The sequence below is a fragment of the Micromonospora sp. WMMA1363 genome, assembly GCF_030345795.1.
In the GTDB taxonomy this organism is placed as follows: Bacteria; Actinomycetota; Actinomycetes; order Mycobacteriales; family Micromonosporaceae; genus Micromonospora.
On sequence record NZ_JAUALB010000001.1, the window covers coordinates 4,410,377 to 4,430,133 of the forward strand.

Annotated in this window: 17 protein-coding genes; 5 read left to right on the forward strand and 12 right to left on the reverse strand. The window is 68.9% G+C overall.

The genetic code is table 11. The features are described 5' to 3' along the window. Positions 1-108: 108 nt before the first annotated feature. From QTQ03_RS20590 to QTQ03_RS20600, 3 genes are all read right to left on the reverse strand, one after another. The gene (locus QTQ03_RS20590) at positions 109-1,671 is read right to left on the reverse strand and encodes an AMP-binding protein (protein WP_289279468.1); all 1,563 of its coding nucleotides are present in this window, start codon (positions 1,669-1,671) and stop codon (positions 109-111) included. A gap of 123 nt (positions 1,672-1,794) precedes the next feature. Then, the gene (locus tag QTQ03_RS20595; RefSeq protein WP_289279469.1) at positions 1,795-3,009 is read right to left on the reverse strand and encodes an acyl-CoA dehydrogenase family protein; all 1,215 of its coding nucleotides are present in this window, start codon (positions 3,007-3,009) and stop codon (positions 1,795-1,797) included. A 1-nt stretch (position 3,010) separates the two neighbouring features. Beyond that, entirely contained in the window at positions 3,011-3,463 is a 453-nt protein-coding gene (locus tag QTQ03_RS20600) for an SCP2 sterol-binding domain-containing protein (protein ID WP_289279470.1), read from the reverse strand. Positions 3,464-3,529: 66 nt separating this feature from the next. Between QTQ03_RS20600 and QTQ03_RS20605 the strand changes: the two genes are divergently transcribed. After that, positions 3,530-4,168: a TetR/AcrR family transcriptional regulator gene (locus QTQ03_RS20605; RefSeq protein WP_289279471.1), complete on the forward strand. Its 639-nt coding sequence runs from the start codon at positions 3,530-3,532 to the stop codon at positions 4,166-4,168. 87 nt (positions 4,169-4,255) lie between these two features. Here the strand turns inward: QTQ03_RS20605 and QTQ03_RS20610 are convergent, their stop codons facing one another. The 3 genes from QTQ03_RS20610 to QTQ03_RS20620 are packed head-to-tail and all read right to left on the reverse strand — an operon-like array spanning position 4,256 to position 7,224. Further along, positions 4,256-4,867 (reverse strand): DedA family protein, encoded by a 612-nt coding sequence (locus tag QTQ03_RS20610; protein ID WP_289279472.1) that lies wholly within the window; start codon positions 4,865-4,867, stop codon positions 4,256-4,258. Between the two features lie 54 nt (positions 4,868-4,921). Continuing rightward, complete coding sequence (locus tag QTQ03_RS20615) at positions 4,922-5,845, reverse strand: MaoC/PaaZ C-terminal domain-containing protein (protein WP_289279473.1); 924 nt, start codon at positions 5,843-5,845, stop codon at positions 4,922-4,924. After that, positions 5,845-7,224, reverse strand: coding sequence for a 3-oxoacyl-ACP reductase (locus QTQ03_RS20620; protein ID WP_289279474.1), 1,380 nt, complete (start codon positions 7,222-7,224; stop codon positions 5,845-5,847). The genes QTQ03_RS20615 and QTQ03_RS20620 overlap by 1 nt, the downstream gene beginning before the upstream one ends. Before the next feature lie 55 nt (positions 7,225-7,279). Here QTQ03_RS20620 and QTQ03_RS20625 point away from each other — a divergent pair, with 55 nt between their 5' ends. Beyond that, entirely contained in the window at positions 7,280-8,572 is a 1,293-nt protein-coding gene (locus QTQ03_RS20625; RefSeq protein ID WP_289279475.1) for an acetyl-CoA C-acetyltransferase, read from the forward strand. Between the two features lie 125 nt (positions 8,573-8,697). Then, complete coding sequence (locus tag QTQ03_RS20630) at positions 8,698-9,717, forward strand: synaptic vesicle VAT-1 family membrane protein (RefSeq protein WP_289279476.1); 1,020 nt, start codon at positions 8,698-8,700, stop codon at positions 9,715-9,717. Between the two features lie 338 nt (positions 9,718-10,055). Here the strand turns inward: QTQ03_RS20630 and QTQ03_RS20635 are convergent, their stop codons facing one another. Both QTQ03_RS20635 and QTQ03_RS20640 read right to left on the reverse strand, forming a co-directional pair. Continuing rightward, positions 10,056-11,528, reverse strand: a complete 1,473-nt coding sequence (locus QTQ03_RS20635) for a hypothetical protein (RefSeq protein WP_289279477.1) — start codon at positions 11,526-11,528, stop codon at positions 10,056-10,058. 545 nt (positions 11,529-12,073) lie between these two features. Further along, positions 12,074-12,913: an SDR family oxidoreductase gene (locus tag QTQ03_RS20640; protein WP_289279478.1), complete on the reverse strand. Its 840-nt coding sequence runs from the start codon at positions 12,911-12,913 to the stop codon at positions 12,074-12,076. Positions 12,914-13,005: 92 nt separating this feature from the next. Here QTQ03_RS20640 and soxR point away from each other — a divergent pair, with 92 nt between their 5' ends. Continuing rightward, positions 13,006-13,401, forward strand: a complete 396-nt coding sequence (gene soxR, locus QTQ03_RS20645; RefSeq protein WP_289279479.1) for a redox-sensitive transcriptional activator SoxR — start codon at positions 13,006-13,008, stop codon at positions 13,399-13,401. Between the two features lie 964 nt (positions 13,402-14,365). Here soxR and QTQ03_RS20650 read toward each other — a convergent pair. From QTQ03_RS20650 to QTQ03_RS20665, 4 genes are all read right to left on the reverse strand, one after another. Continuing rightward, the gene (locus QTQ03_RS20650; RefSeq protein ID WP_289279480.1) at positions 14,366-15,304 is read right to left on the reverse strand and encodes an LLM class F420-dependent oxidoreductase; all 939 of its coding nucleotides are present in this window, start codon (positions 15,302-15,304) and stop codon (positions 14,366-14,368) included. A 137-nt stretch (positions 15,305-15,441) separates the two neighbouring features. Beyond that, a complete protein-coding gene (locus tag QTQ03_RS20655) occupies positions 15,442-16,350 on the reverse strand; it encodes a sugar phosphate isomerase/epimerase family protein (RefSeq protein ID WP_289280923.1) in 909 nt (302 codons plus the stop codon). Positions 16,351-16,393: 43 nt separating this feature from the next. Continuing rightward, positions 16,394-16,894 (reverse strand): S-ribosylhomocysteine lyase, encoded by a 501-nt coding sequence (locus QTQ03_RS20660; RefSeq protein WP_289279481.1) that lies wholly within the window; start codon positions 16,892-16,894, stop codon positions 16,394-16,396. A 2-nt stretch (positions 16,895-16,896) separates the two neighbouring features. After that, complete coding sequence (locus QTQ03_RS20665) at positions 16,897-18,051, reverse strand: 3-dehydroquinate synthase family protein (protein ID WP_289279482.1); 1,155 nt, start codon at positions 18,049-18,051, stop codon at positions 16,897-16,899. Between the two features lie 211 nt (positions 18,052-18,262). On the opposite strand from QTQ03_RS20665, the gene QTQ03_RS20670 reads away from it, so the two are divergent. After that, the gene (locus tag QTQ03_RS20670) at positions 18,263-19,696 is read left to right on the forward strand and encodes an ISKra4 family transposase (RefSeq protein WP_289280660.1); all 1,434 of its coding nucleotides are present in this window, start codon (positions 18,263-18,265) and stop codon (positions 19,694-19,696) included. Positions 19,697-19,757 lie beyond the last annotated feature (61 nt).

A 19,757-nucleotide genomic window follows, 5' to 3' on the forward strand; every position in this document is an offset into this window, starting at 1 on the left:
CTGAGGGCCTTCGTCGTTACCTGACGGGGCGGTGCCCTGAACGCTTGCTCGTCCGGATCAGCCCACCTGCGGGCAGCGAGCCGCGCACCGGGGCGGCTGCGCGTCCGGTCAGTCGTAGTAGCGGCGCAGTTCGCGGGTGAGTATCTTGCCGGTGGCGTTGCGCGGAAGGTACTTCACGAACACCACGTCCCGGGGCACCGAGAAGCGGGCGAGGTAGTGTCGGACGTACTCGCGGACCGCCTCCGGGTCGAGCGTCTCGCCGGGGTGCAGGGCGAGGAAGGCGGCGAGCCGCTGCCCGTATTCGGTGTCCGGTACGCCGATCACGGCCGCCTCGCGGACCTGGGGGAGCTGGGCGAGCAGGTGCTCCACCTCGGACGGGAAGACGTTCTCCCCACCGGAGACGATCATGTCGTCGGCGCGGCCGTCGACGAAGAGCTGGCCGTCGGCGTCCAGCCGGCCCAGGTCGCCGGTGTCGACCAGGCCGTCGCGGCGCTCCCGGTCGCCTCCCGAGGTGTACCCCTCGAAGAGCATCTCGTTGCCGACGAAGATGCGGCCGACCACGCCGCGGGGAACCGGCTCGCCCAGCTCGTCCAGGACGGCCACCCGGGTGCCGCGCGGGGGGCGCCCGGCGGTGGTCGGTGCGGTCCGCAGCTCCGCGGGCCCGGCGATGGCAGCCCACGAGACCTCAGTGGAGCCGTACAGGGTGTAGAGGACGTCGCCGTAGGTGTCCATGAAGGTGGTCGCGAGGCCGCCGGGCAGCGCGGAGCCGCTGAGCGCGACCGCCGTGAGCCGGGGGCGCGGGTCCGGCGGCGGCACCTCCATCAACCGCTGCACCATCACGGGTACGGCGAAGAGCGCGTTGCACCGGTGCGTGACGAGGGCGGCGAGCGTGGCGGCCGGATCGAAGCGGCGGTGCAGCACGATCGTGGTGCGCAGGGCGAAGCACACCTGGAGCGCGGCGAACCCCCAGGTGTGGAAGATCGGGGCGGCTATCAGCACCCGGTCCCGGACGTGCAGTGGGATCCGGTCGATGATGGCGACCAGTGGGCCGAAACCGTTCGGGGTGGGCCGCCGTGCGCCCTTCGGCGCCCCGGTGGTCCCCGACGTGAGGACGATGATCTGGCCGTCCTGCTCCGGTGGCCGCAGCTCGCTGGGGAGGACGCTCACCGTCAGCTCCTCGCGGGCCCGCTCGTCGAGGCGGGGCAGCTCGCTGGGGAGTCCGCGGAGCAGCTCGGCGAATTCGTCGTCGTGCACCAGCAGCCGCAGCCGGTGCTCCGCGGCGACGGTGGCGAGCTGCCCGGCCGAGAGCCCGGTGTTGACCAGCACGGCGTCGACGCCGAGCAGGGTGGCGGCGACGATGGTCTCGATCAGGCCGTGGTGGTTGCGGCCGAGCACGGCCATCCGGTCCCCGGCGTGCAGCCCGTACGCCGCGCGCAGCGCCCGGGCCAGCGATTCGGACCGGTCGAGCAGCTCGGCGTACGACAGCTTGGCACCGTGTTCGTCGATCACCGCCGTCCGGTCGGGGTCCCGTGCGGCGGCCTGGCGCAGCTCGCCGGCGAGGCTCCAGCCCCACCGGCGGAGCGCGTCCAGCTGGGCGGCGACGCGAATGGGGCGGCCGGGGGTGAGTAGCCCGCGCCGGTTCAGAGTGGCGACGATGAACGGCAGGTCCATGCCACGGCTCTCCTTCGGCGGTACGCGAAGGGCCCCCGGTGTGCCGGAGGCCCTTCGGTGACCAATGGTCCCGGTGACCGCGCACACCGCGCACCGAGGCGCCGGGCGGCCGGATGGCCCGGGTCAGCGGATCTGGACGCCGGAGATTGCCCGGGAGATGACCAGCCGCTGGATCTCCGAGGTGCCCTCGAAGATGGTGTAGATCTTGGCGTCCCGGTACCAGCGTTCGACCGGATGGTCGCGCAGGAAGCCGGCACCGCCGAGCAGTTGCACCGCCTTGTCGGTGACGGCGATGGCCACCTCGCCGGCTTTCAGCTTGGACATCGAACCCTCGCCCGCGGTGAAGGACCGGTTGTTGCGGCCCATCCAGGATGCGCGCCAGACCAGCAGTCGGGCGGCGTCGATCTCCATCTTCATGTCGGCCAGCGCGAACGCCACCGCCTGGTTCTCGATGATGGGTCGCCCGAACTGGACCCGTTCCTTCGCGTACTCCAGCGCGTACTCGTAGGCGGCGCGGGCCACGCCGAGCGCCTGCGCGCCGACGGTGGGCCGGGACAGCTCGAACGTGCGCATCGCCGCCTGCCCGGAGGCGCGCTGCCCGGAGCGGGCCCGGGCCAACCGCTGGTCCAGGGCGTCCTTGCCGCCGAGCAGGCAGCGCCCCGGCACCCGTACGTCGTCGAGGAAGACGTCAGCGGTGTGCGACGCGCGTAGACCCAGCTTGCGCAGCTTGCGGGTGGCGCTGAGCCCGGCGGTTCCCGGTGGTACGACGAACGCGGCCTGGCCCCGCGACCCCAACTCCGGGTCGACGGAGGCGGTGACCACGTGCACTCCGGCGATGCCGCCGTTGGTGGCGTACGCCTTCTGTCCGCGCAGCACCCACTCGTCGGTGGCCTCGTCGTAGACCGCCCGGGTGCGCATCGCGCCGACGTCGGAGCCGGCCTCCGGCTCGCTGGAGCAGAACGCCGCGACGGCGGGCGAGTCGATGTCGCCGAAGCACTGCGGCACCCACTCGACGAGTTGGTCGGGAGTGCCCGCCCCGTAGATGGCGGCGACGGCGAGACCGGTGCCGAAGATGCTCAGGCCGATGCCGGCGTCTCCCCAGAACAGCTCCTCGCTGGCGATGGGCAGGGAGAGCCCGGTGGGGTCGGCCCAGCAGGTGGTGAGGAACTCGAAACCGTAGAGGCCCACCTTGGCGGCCTCCTGGATGATCGGCCAAGGGGTCTCTTCCCGCGCGTCCCACTCGGCCGCGGCTGGGCGCACGACATCGGCGGCGAAGCCGTGCACCCAGTCGCGTAGATCCCGCTGTTCCTCCGTCAGGTCAAGCGAGAACTCGGCCATGTCAGGCCTTGGGGATGTCGAACAGGTTGGCGATGTTGGCGGCCAGGCCCAGGTCACCCTTGGCCTTCAGCTTGCCGCTCATGAACATCATCACCGGGTTGGCGCCACCAGAGACGATCTTGAGGAATTCCACCGGGCCCATGGTGAGGCTCAGCTTCGGGTCGTGCTGCGGGGTCTCGTTGACGGTGCAAGCGCCGTCGGCGATGGCTACCTCGTAGGTGTCGGTGCCGCCATCGGGACGCCCGGTGATGTTCCAGTGGATGGCTGCGCTGGTCGAGCCGGCCCGGTCGGCGCGGAACAGCTGCGGCATCCGGCCGAAGACCTCACTGAGGATCTTGCCGCGCAGGTCGCCGGACAGCACCTCGGCGATCTTGTCGTCGGGGGTGGACTTGACCAGCTGAGCGAACTCCTTGGGGCCCACGTTGGCGAAGTTGGCCGGGTCGAAGTCAGTCATGATGGCGCACCTTCCGGGATTGGCTACTCGCGCGTAACCCTACGCACGAGTAGGTATGCTCGCAAGGTGTCCAGCACCCCCACCTTCAAACGACTGCCCCGGGCCGTCCGCGAGCAGCAGATGCTCGACGCGGCCGTCAAGGTCTTCTCCCGTCGGGGCTACCACGCGGCCAGCATGGACGAGATCGCCGACAACGCCGGCATCTCCAAACCCATGGTGTACGCGTACCTGGGCACCAAGGAGGAGCTTTTCGTCGCCTGCCTCCACCGCGAGGGCACCCGGATGATGCAGGCCATCGCCGGCGCGGTCGCCCCCGACCTGCCCGCCGACCAGCGGCTCTGGCGCGGGCTGCGCGCGTTCTTCGGGTTCGTCGGCGCCCACCGGGACGGCTGGGCGGTGCTCTACCGACAGGCCCGCGGCGAGCAGCCGTTCGCCGGCGAACTCGCCGCGATGCGCGCCCGGCTGGTCGAGGTGGCCGCCGGGATGCTCGACCACGCGCTGCGCGCCGAGGGGCACGAGGTGGCCGAGACCGAGCTGGAGGTCGTCGCGTACGCCCTGGTGGGCGCGACCGAGTCGCTGGCCGACTGGCTCGCCGACCACTCGGAGGCCGACCCGGAGAAGACCGCCACCCGGATGATGAACGTCGCCTGGCTCGGCGCCGCCCAACTCCTGGGCGGCACGACCTGGCGCCCGCCCACGGTGTGAGCGAGAGTCTCGTCGCACGCCTCCAGGACGACGGGCCTCGTCGGCACGCCTTCCGAAGCGGAAGGGCCCTCGGTGACACCGTGGCCGTCACCGATCAACGGCGGCACGGCGTCGGTGGCGCACCCGGCGGACCACTTCGATCAGCACCGTGACCACCACGGACAGCCCCAGGCCGGTCAGGATGCCGCGGAGCGGATCCCGCTGAAACGCGGTCCCACCGAAGTAACCCAGCAGCACGTTGTACAGCGCCCAGGTCACCGCGGCGATCATGTCGTATACCAGGAACGACCGGAGTGGGTAGCGCACCGCACCCATGGTCAGCGTGACCGCTGTCCGGCCACCCGGGATGTACCGGGCGGTGGTGAGGATCATCCCCCCGTGCCGCTGCACCGCCCGGCGGGCCCACTCCGAGCTGGCCCGCCGCCGGCTGTCCTTCGGCACGTTGGCTAGCCGCCGCGCGCCGCCACCGCGCCCGATAGCGTACGAGACGTGGTCGCCGGCGATCGCGCCGAGCGCGGCGGACGCGGTGACTGCCGCCAGGTTCGGGTTGCCGCCGGTGGCGAGCACGGCGGCAGTGATCACTGCCGCCTCGCTGGGCACCACCGGGAAGAACGCGTCGACCGCGGTGAGCGTGAACAGCAGCAGGTATACCACGGGTGAGGTGACCAGCTGCCGCAGTAGGTCGAGCGCCGACTCCATGCCCTCATGCTCGGCGCCGGCGTGTCGACAGGGGCCTCTTCCGATCAAAAGACGTTAGGAAGGTGCCCTTCCCTCCGCTCGAAGGGTGCCGGTGAGGTGGGGGCGGGCGCGCGAGTCGTGCAGGGCGAAGTCACCGGCCGGGGTGCTACTGAAGCCGACCGTGCTGGGCAGCGGCAACGGCAGCTTGAACGCCACGTCGACGGTGTAGGCGTCCGGCAGTCGCGGCTCCAGCGCGGCGAGGCAGCGCGCCTTGCTCCACATGCCGTGCGCGATCGGCCGCGGGAAGCCGAACAACCGGGCCCCGAGCCGGGAGATGTGGATCGGGTTGTGGTCGCCGGACACCCGAGCGTAGGCCGGACCCACCGACGGCTCGACCCGCCAGCGGGCAGCGGCGGCCGGAGCCGGGGGCCGGTCACTCCGGTCGTTCCGGTCGTTCCGGTCGCCGTCGGGCGTGTGCTTCTTGCCGAGGTACGTGGAAACGCCGCGCCACACCTCCTCGCCGCCGACCGAGCCGATCAGCACCAGGTCGAGCTGCCGGCCCCGGTCGTGCGGGCGCAGGTTTTCCGCGTACGTCGTGAAGTCGAGCGTCTCGTCGGCGCTGACCGGGCGGTGCACGGTGATCCGGTTGCCGACGTGTACCACGCCGGCCAGCGGAATCGGGAACTCCGATGCCGTCATCAGGCGCAGCGCCAGCGGGAAGCCCATGACGTGCGGGAACGTCGCGGGCAGTCGGTCGGTGAGCCGGAACCCGCACACCCGGTCGTAATCCGCGAGGTGAGTTCGGTCGACGGCGACCCCGGCGACGGCCAGCTCGACCGCCGGCGGCTGCGGCGAACGTTGGCCGCCTCGGCCGGGCAGCGCGCCGAGCAACGCCCGGCGGTAGAGCGGTCCCGCCGCCGGCAGTTGCGTCAGTTCGACGCGGGACCGGGTGGCCCGCGCGGTGCCTGTGCCGATCTCGTGCGTCCGGTCGCCCGCCATCACGCCCCCAGCAGGCTCTGGCCGCAGACCCGGATGATGTTGCCGCTCACCGCGCCGCTCGCCGGCCAGGCGAGCCAGCCGATCGTCTCGGCCACGTCGACCGGCAGACCGCCCTGGGACATGCTGTTCATCCGCCGGCCGGCCTCACGCATCACCAGGGGGACACGCGCGGTCAACCGGGTCTCGATGAACCCCGGGGCGACGGCGTTGACGCTGATCTGCCGCTCGTGCAGCGCTGGGGCGAGCGACTGCACCAACCCGATCACACCGGCCTTGCTGGTGGCGTAGTTGGTCTGCCCGCGGTTGCCGGCGATCCCAGCGATCGAGGAGACCGCGACGATCCGTCCGCCGGCGGGGATCAGCTCCCGCTCCAGCAGCACGTCGTTGATCCGCTCCTGGCTGGACAGGTTGACGTCGAGTACCTGGTCCCACCGGTCGACGTCCATCCGGCCGAGGGTCTTGTCGCGGGTGATGCCCGCGTTGTGCACCAGCACGTCGACCCGACCGTGCCGGTCGGCCAGGTGTTCGGCCAGCCGCACCGGCGCGTCCGGGGTGGTCAGGTCGAGCTGGACGGCGGTCGCGCCGATCGCGTTCGCCACCCTGGCCAGCTCGTCTCCGGCGGCGGGGAGGTCCAGAGCGATCACCTGCGCGCCGTCCCGGGCGAGGACACGGGCCAGCGCCGCCCCGATGCCGCGGGCCGCACCGGTGATCAGCGCGACCTGGCCGGCCAGCGGGCGGCGCCAGTCCGCCGGTGGCTCCGCGCGCCCGGCACCGACCCGGATCACCTGCCCTGACACGTACGCGGACCGTCCGGACAGCAGGAACCGGAGCGTCGCCTCCAGACTGGTGGGCGTGCCCGCGTCGCCGTCCCGGGTGACGTACACCAGTTGTGCGGTGACACCGCGACCGAACTCCTTGCCGATGCTGCGGGTCAGCCCCTCCACGGCGCGCTGGGCGGTGGCCTCGCGGGGCGACCGGCACTCTTCGGGCCGGGTGCCGAGCACGACGACCCGGCCGCTGGGCAGCACCGACCGGGCGTGCGGGTGGAAGAAGTCGTACAGCTGGCGCAGGCCGGTCGAGTCGGTGATGCCGGTGGCGTCGTACACCAGGGCGGCGTACCGCTCACCGGCGCCAGCCGGGCCGGTGCCGGGGTCGGTGCCAACGGCCGGTTCGCGCAGCTCGACCCCGGCGGCGGTGAGGATCTTGCCGACCGGCTCGGCGAGGCGGCCACCGGCGGCGGCGCCGAGCAGGACGGGCCCGGGGGCGAGGGGGTCGCCGGGCGTGTACCGGCGCAGTCGCGGTGGGTCGGGCAGCCCCAGGCGCTTGACCAGCGCGCGACCGGCCCCCGATTGGACGAAGCTCGCGTACCTGTCGGTCATAGGCGTAGCCTACTGGCGAGTAGGTTGAGGGCAAGCCTTTCGAGGAGGCGGGATCGTGCAGAACATCCGACGGGTCGCGGTCATCGGCGGCAACCGCATCCCCTTCGCCCGCTCCAACTCGCACTACACCGAGGCGTCCAACTCGGACATGCTCGGCGCGGCGCTCGACGGGCTGGTCGCCCGATACGGGCTGGCCGGTCGGCGGGTCGGCGAGGTGGTGGCCGGGGCGGTGCTGAAGCATTCCCGGGACTTCAACCTCACCCGGGAGGTGGTGCTCGGCTCGAAGCTCGACCCGCACACCCCCGCGTACGACATCCAGCAGGCCTGCGGCACGGGTCTGGAGGCGGCCATCCTGGTGGCCAACAAGATCGCCCTCGGGCAGCTCGACGTCGGTGTCGCCGGCGGCGTCGACAGCACCTCCGACGCGCCGTTGGCCGTCAACGAGGAACTACGTCGCACGCTGCTGAGGCTCAACGGCGCTCGAACCCTCGGCGAACGGTTGAGGATCGCCGCGAAGCTCCGCCCGCACCAGCCGTTCCGGCCGGACATCCCGCGAAACGCCGAACCGCGCACCGGGCTGTCCATGGGTGAGCACGCCGCCCGTACCGCCGTGCGCTGGCAGATCGACCGGCGCTCGCAGGATGAGCTGGCGCTGCGGTCGCACCAGCGGCTCGCCGCCGCGTACCAGCGCGGGTTCTTCGACGACCTGGTGACGCCGTACCTCGGGCTGACCCGGGACCAGAACCTGCGTCCGGACACCACCCCGGAGAAGCTCGGCGGCCTCAAGCCGGTGTTCGGCGCGACGGGCCCGGACGCCGACCAGGCCACGATGACGGCCGGCAACTCGTCGCCGCTGACCGACGGCGCTTCGACCGTGTTGCTCGCCAGCGAAGAGTGGGCGCGCGAACACAGCCTGCCGGTGCAGGCCTGGTTCACCTGGTCGCAGACCGCCGCCGTCGACTTCGTGCACGGCGAGGAGGGGCTGTTGATGGCCCCCGCGTACGCGGTGCCCCGGATGCTCGCCCGGGCCGGCCTGACGCTCCAGGACTTCGACTTCTACGAGATCCACGAGGCGTTCGCCTCGCAGGTGCTGGCCACCCTCGCGGCGTGGGAGTCGCCGGAGTTCTGCAAGGACCGGTTGGGCCTGGACGCCCCGCTCGGGTCGCTCGACCGGGACAGGCTGAACGTCAACGGCTCGTCGCTGGCCGCCGGGCATCCGTTCGCGGCGACCGGCGGACGGATCGTGGCGACCCTGGCGAAGCTGCTCGCCGAGAAGGGCAGCGGACGAGGACTCATCTCGATCTGTGCCGCCGGCGGCCAGGGGGTGACCGCCATTCTGGAACGCTGACCTGGCGCGAGCGTGGAACGGCGGGAGCGGGAGCTGATCGCTCAGCCCGGGGCGGGAGAACCCGCGGGGCGAGCGGATGGCTACCGACGGCATGATTGACGTAGAGCCTGGAGGTCGGAGTATCGATGCGCGCTGTCTGGATCACCAAAGCGGGTGGGCCCGAAGTCCTTGCGGTACGGGAGAGCGCCGACCCACAGCCGGATCGCGGTGAGGTGCGCATCGCGGTCCGTGCCTGCGGGTTGAACTTCGCGGAGGTCATGGCGCGGCAGGGGTTGTATCCGGATGCTCCGAAGCCGCCGTGCGTGGTGGGGTACGAGGTGGCCGGGGTCGTCGATGCCGTCGGCGCCGACGTCACCGGTCTCGACGTGGGGCAGCGGGTGCTGGCCCTGGTCCGGTTCGGTGGCCATGCCGACACCGTGTGCGTGTCCGCCACGCGGGTGCTGCCGATGCCTGACGGCCTCGGCTTCGTCGAGGGGGCCGCGCTGCCGGTCAACTATCTGACGGCCTACCACATGCTGTTCCGGGTGGCGAGTCTGCGTCCGGAGTCCCGAGTCCTGGTGCACATGGCCGCAGGCGGGGTCGGCATCGCGGTGCTGCAACTGTGCCGCACGGTGCCGGGCGTCGTCACGTTCGGCACGGCCTCGGCCGCCAAACACGACGTGCTGCGGGAGGAGGGCTGCACCCATCCGATCGACTACCGCACCGAGGACTACGCCAGGCGGGTGCGGGAGCTCACCGGCGGCGAAGGCCTCGATCTTGTCCTCGATTCCCTGGGTGGCCGTGACTGGAAGCGAGGTATCGGCCTGCTACGCCCGGTCGGGCAGCTCATCGCGTACGGCTTCGCCAACCTCGCGGCCGGCGAGCGGCGCAGCGTTCGCCGGCTCGTCGGTCAGCTCACGGGCGTACCCCTGCTGACACCGGTCGGGATGATGGACCGCAACCACACGGTCAGTGGCGTCAATCTGGGACATCTGTGGAGCCGCGCCGACCTGCTGCGGGAAGAACTGGCGGCCCTGCTCGACCTGTGGCGCGCCGGTTCGGTCAAACCGCGCATCGACAGCGTGTACCCGTTCGAGGAGGCCGCGGCAGCGCACCGCCGGATCGGTGAGCGCCGCAACATCGGCAAGGTCGTCTTGGTCCCCTGACAATTCCGGGGGTCACGGGTCGAGGTGCGGGACCTGTTGATGCCGGCTGATGGCCACTCGGCAGCGTCCGTGACGGAGACGACGCACCCGGTCCGCGACGGAGACGACGCACCCGCAACACTCGGCTGCAGTCGGGCAGGCGCGACCAACCCGCCCATCCGACCACGACAGCCCGGGGTAGTCGGCCCCACCTACGCGACGAAGCTCCCGTATCGGACAATGGTCTCTCCTTATGTCCGACAAAAGAGCCTCGTCGTGCTCTGAATTGTCAACGTCTACATATTGCCCGATGTTCGGTGCGGTTCACGAGCCGGAAGCGCACATGTACGGACTGCTGGTCAGTCGTTTTTGCCCGAGCCCAGGTATCCGAGCTTCCTGGCGACGATGAGGCCGGCGACACTCGCAGTCCCTGCCTTCACCGCGAACGTGCTGGGCGTGTCCATGCCGAGGTACTCCAGCCAACTCTGTGGGGCTTCCTTGAGGGTCCGATTGACCCTGGCATGCTCCTTGTCACTCAAAGTGACCGCATCCAAGATCAGGTTTGCCGCGGTCTTCGGCCGCGGGTTCCTTAGGATATTCACAAGCGCGGTCAGGGAATTTTCGTGCGAATCGACCACGCCAGGCCTGGCGAGGTTCGCAATCCTTTGATATCCGGTTGTTCCGTTGAGGATTTCCGCCCCCAACCGAAGGATCTGATCCATCTCTCGGTACCATTTCGCGTTCAGTTCGTCGACTGCCCCGTCGTCGGAACCTGCAGGGATCGGAACCCAGGACTCACCCTTGTCGAGGTGGATTGAACTTGGCGGATATCCTGTGGCATACATGAACAGCGTGCAGGGGAAACATGACGCGAGTTTGGTTGTCTGAGTACCTACGGCGATTTCGAATGGAGTAACCCATGGTCCCGTCAAGTATGCCTTGTAAATTGCTTGAGTCATGCCGTGCACGTAACCCACGACCGGGAATTGGCCCAGGTCTATCTTGTCGTAGGGTAGCAACTTCGCCTCAAGGTCCGACGCTTCCATCTGACTTTGGACGTGCTGACTGCTTACCCGGTCCGCCTTCGTCAGTTTCGCCTCGATTGTGGGATCGACTCCCTGACTGCCGCCGATAACTCCCCACGGGGCGCCTGATTCCAGATTGGCATATCCGGTGGGAAACCATCGCTGGTCGTCATCAGTCGACCTTACATTCACGCGATATGACGTGGTATACATCCCATGACGACCCATGACATCGGCGACGAATCCCGAGTAGGCTCCTCGCCCCTGGTACCCCGCACCAAGCATGGATTTCTTGAACTCGTTGAGCTCGTCGTCCTTCAGCTGAAGCTGTCGCTGGACGAACGGCATCATCGCCGCCCCTGCCGCACCTGTAATCATCGCGCCCTCCGACCATCGTGGAGTGACTCCAGTCACTGCGGAGGACGGGTTTCCGAATACCTTGAGGACATTGTTAATCTTCTTGACCGCGGCCTTCAGGTTCTGGATATTCTTTGCAGTCTTTTGATTTTCCTTATCATTGTCTGGGACATATGTGGCGTCTGCATCGAATTGGACAGGGTATCCGGCGGCGAGCCTTGCCTGGGTGAATCCTACAATTGCGGCAGTCATGATTACGTCAGCATCAATACGTGCGGGGTTGTCGTTGGAGTCCAGGCCCGCGTTGTTGTTGCCATAGTTTGGGTTATTGCCGCTAAGGATGGAGTATTGGTTGCGATAGCCTGGGGGGATTTGCCTCCTCTTCACGTCCACGATCTCAGGTCCTGCTACCGCCTGCCCGAACTCGTCATCATCATAGTGTGGCTGCATTTCCCTGTCCCTTCGTGGGTGCTTCGCTGCATCGACGTGCCGGTTCGTGGCGGTCCACAGCGTCGGGCCACTTCGACTCTCTGTCGAAGGTGTCTGACAGGGGCCGCGACCGGCAAATTCGACGACTGGAGGCGGTCTCTATTCCCAACTGTGCGCATCGAGGACGGGTCTCCGAGGCCCCGGGAATCTTGTCGCCATCGAGGACGGGTCTCCGAGGCCCCGGGACACTGTTCGCCTTGGTGCTGCGCGTCTCCGATACGGAGAGCCTGAGGCCTTCCCAAAGGGCAGTGTCAAGGGAGCGCCTTTGGCGGATCCGCAGCCGTAACGGAGCGCGGTTTCGAGCGGCGTCCCCGCCAGCGCCTCCGCGCCACGACGGTCAACCTGCCGGCGACACGGCCCGCTGTCTCAGGCGCACGTACGCCCAGCCGAGCAGATGATCCGCAGAGTGGTCGTGAGGTGGGGGCCTTCCACAGCTCATCGCGCCGGCTGAACGTGCCCGTGCTTGCGGTCGGCGGGTGGGAGCGCACCTGGCCTCGTGACCGGACTCAGGCGAAGTCGGCCGCGTGGTCGGCGGCCCACCGGGTGAACGTGCGTGCGGGGCGCCCGAGTACCGCCGCAACGTCGCCGGTCACCTGCTCGGGCACCTGCACGAAGGCAGCCCAGCTGGCCAGTGCCGCATCCGCGAACGCGGGGCTGCCCAGCGTCGCGGCCAGCATCGGGCGGATTGTCTGGGCGGGCACGTCGTGCCAGCGCAGGTCGCGGCCGATCGCGTCGCCGATGATGCGGACCTGCTCGGCCTGGGTGACGGTCTCCGGGCCGCTGAGCACGTAGGTCCGCTGGTCGTGCCGCTCGCTGGTCAACGCCTCGACTGCCACTGCCGCGATGTCGTCCTCGTGGACGAGCGAGCGGGCCGCCGCGCCGTAGGGCCAGCGCACCACGCCCTCGGCTCGGATCGACGCTGCCCAGCCCAGTGTGTTTGTTGCGATTCCGGTGGGCCGCAGCACCGTCCAGGGCAGGCCGGACGCACTGATGGCGCGCTCCACCACGGCCCAGAACGAGTCCGGGTCGACCTCGGCGTAGGCGGCCGACACGTACACGACCCGGGGCGACCCGGCACCGGTGAGCACGTCGGCGACGCGCGGAGCGAGGTGCGCGGCCGTGGCGGGGTCGACGAACGGCCAGATCAAGAACACGGCCTCGACGCCGTCCAGGTGCGGGCGCAGGCTCTCCGGATCGGCGAGATCGGCGCTCGCCGCCGCCACGCCCGCCGGCAGGTTCGCGTGGCTCGGGTCGCGGGTGGTGGCGCGTACGCCGTAGCCTGCGGCAACCAGCCGCTCCACGACGCGCCGCCCGACGTTGCCCGTCGCACCGGTTACCAGGATCATGGTCTCCTCCAGGGAACTCTCGTGACTCGACAGGGCCGACGGTAGAACCTCAAGATTTGTTGAAGTCAACCTCGGGTGGACATACTCGGGACGTGCAGAACGGCATGTCTTTCGACTGGCACGAGCCTGGCCTGACCATCGGTCAGGTGGCGCGCCGCAGCGGCGTCGCCGCGTCAGCGATCCGGTTCTATGAGGCGCAGGGCCTCGTCAGCAGCGACCGTACGGCCGGTAACCAGCGCCGTTACCACGGCGATGTGATGTGCCGCCTGGCGATGATCGAGGCGTGCCAGCGGGTCGGCCTCACGTTGGCCGAGGTGGGCCAGGCCCTCGCAGCGCTGCCATCCGGCCGGGCGCCGAACCGACAGGACTGGGACTCGCTCGCCGAACGGCTACGCACCGAGGCCCAGTCTCGCATCGACCAGCTCAGCCAGGTGCTGGGTGAGCTTGCCCCGTCGGCTGAGCCCGACCCACCCGAGCCGGACGCCTGACGAGTGTGGGAGCCGTGACGCAGGTAGAACTGCTGCGGGCGCCGTGTCGGTCGCGAACGTCCTTGGCTGAAGTTCCTTCGGCCGGCGGGACGGGGCACTGTTCGACGTGACCGACACCGGATTGGTCAACGACATCACGGTGGCCGGTGACACCGCCTACTTCACCGACTCCCTACGCTCCGTCCTGTACGCCCTACCCATCCACGGTCGTACCGTCGGCACACCACGAGAGATCCCACTCACCGGCGACTACCAGCTTTCAGAACCCGCACCGGGGATCTTCAACGCCAACGGGGTCGTAGCCCTCGATGACCGCACGCTCATCATGGCGCAAACCCACGAGCAGCCCGACGGCAGCGGGGGTGCACTGTTCAAGGTCGACGTCACCACCGGCCACACCACCCGGATCACCATCAACGGCGGGGACATCCAGGGTCCGGACGGCCTCGTGTCGCGCGGCCGCACCCTGTACGCCGTACAGCACGCCGTGCAAACCGTCGCCGAGCTGCGCCTCTCCCCCGACTGCACCAGCGCCACGCTGCGACGCACCCTGACCAACAGCGACCTCAACATTCCCACCACAGCCGCCTTCGGCCCCGGCCGAAACCTCTACGTGGTCAGCTCGCACTTTTCACCCCACCCACGGACGCTGTTCGATACGAGATCGTCAAGAGCGGTATCTGACGGTCGACCCCCGGCCGTCGCTCGCGGCTCGTCGGAGCACATCGGTGGCACCAACCGGTTCCGATGGCTGGTTTCTTCGTGGATCTCCGCCACCACCTCTGCCAGGGCGTTTGCCGCGGCAGAGGTGGTGGCGGTCCTACCGCCTGTCTTGGCACGCCGAGTGATCCGTTCGTCGACCAACGCGTGCCCACCCCAGCCGAACTGGCCGGACGCTCAACCTGCTCGACAGCTACCCGAACCAGGCCAGCCTGGCCCTCGAATCCGACTCAACCCAAGCTATTCACGTCCGCAACTGCGGCAGAACGTGTTGGCTGAAGTACTCCAGGTGGTCAACGTCGAACTGGCTCGGGGTCTGGAGGTAGAGACGGCTGATCCCCGCGTCGGCGAACGCCCCGATGCGTTCTACGACGCTCGTCGGCGATCCCACCAGGCCGTGCTCCATCATGTGGGGGGTGAAGAGCCCACCGACGTCCTCGGAGCGCCGGGCCACGTCGGCGGCGTCGCGGCCGCAGACGAGCAGGACGGCGGCGGATCGGCGAAGGGTCGATGGCGCGCGCCCGATCTTCTCGCAGGCCGCGTCTACGCGTGCGCCCTGCGTCGCGATCTCCTCGAGAGTCGGAAACGCGTGGTTGAACTCGTCGGCATATCGGGCCGCGAGGCGGGGCGTCCTGGTTGGTCCGGTGCCGCCGACGATCACCGGGGGACGTGGATGCTGCGCGGGCTTCGGCAACGCGGGTGACTCGACCAGCTGGTAATGCTGCCCGTCGTGGGAGAACAACCTGTCCGGTGGGGTCTCCCACAAACCGGTGATGATCGCGAGTTGCTCCTCGAACCGATCGAAGCGCTCACCGAGCGCGGGGAAGGGGATCCCGTGGGCACGGTGTTCAGGCTCGTGCCACCCGGTGCCGAGCCCGAAGTCGACACGTCCATTGCTCATCTGATCGACCTGGGCGACCGTGACGGCCAACAAGCCCGGGTGTCGGAACGTCGCCGCGGTCATCAACGTGCCCAGCCGGATGCGCCGCGTTTCCCGGGCGAGCGCCCCGAGGGTCACCCAGGCGTCGGTGGGGCCGGGCATCCCCGCGGCGCCTTCCATGGCCACGAAGTGATCTGAGCGGAAGAAGCCGTCGAGCCCCAGGTCCTCCACAGCCTTCGCGGTGCCAGCCACGGCCTCGTAGCTCGCCCCCTGCTGCGGGTTGGTGAAGACGTGGCACTCCATGCGCCCAGTATCGTCACAGCCAGGTGCGGACCTCGTCGTAACTGGCCATTTCTCCGGACGGATTGCGGTCCACCGGCTGCGGTGTGGAGGGCGGCCACCGGTTGCGGGTAGAGGTTCGTGCCGCCAACGAGCGTGGGTCACACTCCGTAGGAGCGCAGCAGCCGGCGGGTCCGCTCGGCGATCGGAAACGGTTTGTCCGCGGGGCAGGGGTACATGTCCTGCTCGACGATGGCGAACAGGTCGGTGTCGAGTCGTTGCGCCGCAGCCAGAACCCGCTCCAGCGACGGGACTCCGTCCGGCGGCTCGCACATCACCCCACGGGCTACGGCGGACCCGAACGGCGCGTCCTCCGCGGTGACTTCGGCGAGGACTGCCGGATCGACCTGCTTGAGATGCAGGTAACCGATGCGCGGGCCGTAGGTCTCGATGAGGCTCACGCTGTCTCCGCCAAAGTAGGTGTAGTGCCCGATGTCCAGGCAGAGGGAGACCAGGTCCGGGTCCGTCGCGTCGAGGAACCGGGTGACAACCTCGTCGCTGTTGATGTGGGTGTAGACGTGCGGATGAACGACGAGGCGCAGCCCGAAGGAGTCCCGGACCTGCCGGGCGAGACGCTCGGTCAGGCTGGTCAGGTCGCGCCACTGTGCCGCGGTCAGAGACGGCTCCTCGAGAAGCGCACCGGTCTTCTCGTCGCGCCAGAACGCCGGCACCACGACGAGGTGCGACCCGCCAAGCGCACGGGCGAGCGAAGCGTTCTTCACCACCCGCGGCCAGGTCTCCTCCCAGCCGTCCCGTCCTCGGTGCACGCTCGAGAAGACCGTGGCGGCCGTGACCCGCAGACCGTGTGCCGCCGTCTCGTCGGCGAGTCGGGCGGGGTCTGTCGGGAGATAGCCGTACGGGCCGATCTCGATCCACTCGTAGCCCGCTCGGGCGACCTCGTCGAGGAAGCGTGGCCAGGGCGTCTGCTGCGGGTCGTCCGGGTACCACACGCCCCAGGAGTCCGGACACGATCCGGTCCGGATTCGGTTCGCTGACGAGTTCGAGGACATCACGACCAGCCCTTCGATGAGGTCGACGTTGCGTAGGTCCCGTTCATCGCGCCGTGAGTTCCCGGAGGTCTGCCGCACTCACCTCATGGGCGTCCGGGCCTGGGTCCCGCCACTCGTTCCGCTGGGCGAGCAGCCGCCTGGCGAGGTCCTTCACCCCCTCCAACGAGTGGTGCTCGGCCCACCCGCATTGGACGACATTCGCGAGGGGGACCTCATCGGCATCCGCGATGGACCGCAGCCCGTCGGCGATCACATCCGCCAGTTCATCGAAGCTCCACGACCCGACGGTCCACACATAGAGACCTGTCATGCAGCCCATCGGGGCGACGTTCATGATCGTGGGGTGATGCGTGCGCGCATACGTTCCGAGGAAGTGTTCGAGCGAGTGCATGACTGGTCCTGGCACGTGCGACACGTTCGGCTGCGCCACCCGGAAGTCCCACAGCGCGACGGGCTGGCTCGTACCGGGCACCGTCTGCTCGTTGACGACCCGCAGGTAGGGAGGCGCCACGTGGCGGTGATCCAGATCGTGTGATGGCCTCATCGTCATTCTCCTCGGCTGTGGGATGCCCGCAGGTCGTCCAACTCCCATCGGTGCTGGTCCTCGACGGCGCGACAGAGTTCGTCACCCGAGATGTCCAGGTATGTCACCTGACCGATGCGCACCGGCGTCGGTACCAGCTGTCGGCCGCCCCGGTGACGAGTCGCGTCGGCCAGAGCAGCCAACAACCGGTCGGTGTCCGCCATCGCGGGGTGCCACACGTCCAGACCCAGGGACTTGATCAGGCGGAGGATCCGGTCCCGGACCTCCGGTCCGACCAACTCCCGCCGCCACGCGACCATGCTGGTCCAGGCGATGTCCAACGCCACGGCGTGCCCGTGCGTCACGGTCGGCTCGAGTCCCGGCGAGATGCTGTGTCCCAGGTAGCTTGCCCTAGCCGTCTCGTGTTCGAACGGGTTTTGCGTCAGCTCCCGCATCATCCACGTGACTGACCGCTCGAGGATCTCCTGCGAGACGTCGGGTGTCTTCTGGAAGCGTTCCGCGGCCACCTGCGGCCCATGCTCTTCCAGGACGCGGAACAAGAGTGGATCGCCGGCGACCGCAATCTTGGTGATCTCCGCGAAGCCGTCCCTGACGTGGTGCTGCCCCAGCGTTCGGAAGAACCTCGCATCGGTCGCCGACGACCGCGCCGGATGGTAAAGGCCGGCACGGTTCTTCCAACCCTCACTCACGCCACACTTGAGGGCGAACATCGCATCAATGGCGGAGACGAGGGTTGTCGCGATGAAATCCCACGACACGCCCCGTCGGTACTCGCCTGCGGCCAGGCCGCACACGTCATGAAGCACGCCACCGCCAATCGCGATCGGCGGCTCCCCGAACCGGGCGACGCCGAACGATTCCATCGCCTCGTAGACCAGGTGCGTGCTCTCGCGGGTCTTGGCGGCCTCCCCGCCTGGCAGCACGCACGGCGGGTCGTTCCATTCCACCCCGAAGCGGTCGAGAAGCCCGGTGATTTCGCTCTGATACAACGTCCAGACGTTCTGGTCAACCGCGATGAACCGCCGTCGCGAGGCGTCGAGGTCACCAAAGAGTGTCGGTTCCTCATCTGAGGTGAGATCCAGCAACCCGTCGTACAGCATGGTGCTCCACTGGACAGGCTTGACCACCTGGGCGTCCCACTTCTGCAGTCGCGGCATGGTCTCCTCATTTGGGTGCGGCTCTGGTGAGGTGCGGCGACACGCTGTGTGGCCTGGGGATGTGTTACTGGTTGTGATGGTGAAAGGGATCCTCCCGCTATGTTCGTCGGTTGCGAGACACGAACATCAGCAAAGAGGGAGCCCGGTGCAAGAGTACGCATCCGAGACGGCGGACGATGCTTTCGCCGGCTCATCCGTGCGGTTCGGCGCGATGGTGGACTTCCTGTCCGGTGAGCATGCGGCGGGGATGACTCACGCCGAACTGGAGGAGCGGCTGCATACCGATGGCATGCGGTTGCTGTGTCAGTTGTTGCAGGACAGTCTGGATCTTCGTGCCAGTCGGGAGGAACGGCTCGACGAGGTGACCGACGCCGATAGCCATCTGCGGGGGTGGGCCGAGCGGGGGCGGCAGCGGACGCTGGCCACCCGGTTCGGTGAGGTGGTGGTGACGCGTATCGCCTACCGGGCGCGGGCGCGGGCCGATCTGAACCCGGCGGACGCGGTGTTGAACCTGCCCGTGGAGAAGCACTCGCATGGACTGCGCCGGTTGGCCGCGGCCGAGGCGGCCCGCGGCTCGTTCACCGACGCGGCGGCCGCGATTGAGCGGGCCACCACGGTGCGTATCGGGAAACGGCAGGTCGAGGCGTTGGCCGCCGCAGCGGCGATAGATGTGGATGCCTTCTACACCGCCCACGCCCCGGACTGGTCGGCCGATGATGATGTGCTGGCGTTGTCCTTCGACGCCAAAGGGGTGGTGATGCGCCCCGACGGGCTCCGCGCGGGCACCGCCAAGGCCGCGGTCAGCCAGAAACTGGCCGGCCGCCGGTCCAAGGGCGAGAAACGCAACCGCAAGCGGATGTGCGAGGTCGCCGCGGTCTTCGACGTGACCGGCAAGCCGCGCACCATCGCCGACATCCTGCCCGAGGACCCCGAAGCGGCCCAAACTGCTACCCCGGCGCCGGTCACCTCCGGCAAGTGGCTGCACGCCAGCGTGACCGACGACGCCGCGGCGGTGATCGCCGCCGGGTTCGCCGAGGCCGACCGCCGCGACCCCGACCACGCTCGGACCTGGATCGCCCTGGTCGACGGCAACACCCACCAGATCGACCGGATCCACGCCGAGGCCAAAACCCGCAAGATCACCTTGCCGGTTGTTGTGGACTTCATCCACGTCATCGAGTACCTCTGGAAGGCCACCTGGTGTTTCCACCCGGAGGGCGACCCGAACGCCGAACGGTGGGTCCGCGCCCAGGCCCGGCAGGTGTTGGCCGGACGGGCCGGCATAGTCGCCGCAGCCATCCGACGCAAGGCCACCTACCACGGCCTGGACCCCGGCAAACGCAAACCCGCCGATGTCGCCGCCGCCTACCTGCTGGCCAAAAAACCGTACCTGGACTACCCGACCGCGCTGGCCAACGGGTGGCCGATCGCCACCGGGGTGATCGAAGGCGCCTGCCGCCACCTGGTCAAAGATCGTATGGACGTCACCGGCGCTCGCTGGGGCCTCGACGGCGCCGAAGCAATCCTCAAACTCCGCACCCTGATCAGCAACGGCGACTTCGACCAGTACTGGACCTGGCACCTGGCCCAGGAACAACAACGCATCCACAACAGCCGCTACCTCGGCGGTGCCATCCCACAATAGACGATCACCTCAGAGGAGCCGCACCCTCCTCATTTCCCGCCACACCGAAGCTGATGCCCTG

What these genes read in the sequence shown, in the direction of transcription:
- QTQ03_RS20590 (WP_289279468.1), bottom strand. Translation starts at nt 1,671, where the DNA reads ATGGACCTGCCGTTCATCGTCGCCACTCTGAACCGGCGCGGGCTACTC.
- QTQ03_RS20595 (WP_289279469.1), bottom strand. Translation starts at nt 3,009, where the DNA reads ATGGCCGAGTTCTCGCTTGACCTGACGGAGGAACAGCGGGATCTACGC.
- QTQ03_RS20600 (WP_289279470.1), bottom strand. Translation starts at nt 3,463, where the DNA reads ATGACTGACTTCGACCCGGCCAACTTCGCCAACGTGGGCCCCAAGGAG.
- QTQ03_RS20610 (WP_289279472.1), bottom strand. Translation starts at nt 4,867, where the DNA reads ATGGAGTCGGCGCTCGACCTACTGCGGCAGCTGGTCACCTCACCCGTG.
- QTQ03_RS20615 (WP_289279473.1), bottom strand. Translation starts at nt 5,845, where the DNA reads ATGGCGGGCGACCGGACGCACGAGATCGGCACAGGCACCGCGCGGGCC.
- QTQ03_RS20620 (WP_289279474.1), bottom strand. Translation starts at nt 7,224, where the DNA reads ATGACCGACAGGTACGCGAGCTTCGTCCAATCGGGGGCCGGTCGCGCG.
- QTQ03_RS20630 (WP_289279476.1), top strand. Translation starts at nt 8,698, where the DNA reads ATGCGCGCTGTCTGGATCACCAAAGCGGGTGGGCCCGAAGTCCTTGCG.
- QTQ03_RS20635 (WP_289279477.1), bottom strand. Translation starts at nt 11,528, where the DNA reads ATGCAGCCACACTATGATGATGACGAGTTCGGGCAGGCGGTAGCAGGA.
- QTQ03_RS20640 (WP_289279478.1), bottom strand. Translation starts at nt 12,913, where the DNA reads ATGATCCTGGTAACCGGTGCGACGGGCAACGTCGGGCGGCGCGTCGTG.
- QTQ03_RS20650 (WP_289279480.1), bottom strand. Translation starts at nt 15,304, where the DNA reads ATGGAGTGCCACGTCTTCACCAACCCGCAGCAGGGGGCGAGCTACGAG.
- QTQ03_RS20655 (WP_289280923.1), bottom strand. Translation starts at nt 16,350, where the DNA reads ATGTCCTCGAACTCGTCAGCGAACCGAATCCGGACCGGATCGTGTCCG.
- QTQ03_RS20660 (WP_289279481.1), bottom strand. Translation starts at nt 16,894, where the DNA reads ATGAGGCCATCACACGATCTGGATCACCGCCACGTGGCGCCTCCCTAC.
- QTQ03_RS20665 (WP_289279482.1), bottom strand. Translation starts at nt 18,051, where the DNA reads ATGCCGCGACTGCAGAAGTGGGACGCCCAGGTGGTCAAGCCTGTCCAG.
- QTQ03_RS20670 (WP_289280660.1), top strand. Translation starts at nt 18,263, where the DNA reads ATGGTGGACTTCCTGTCCGGTGAGCATGCGGCGGGGATGACTCACGCC.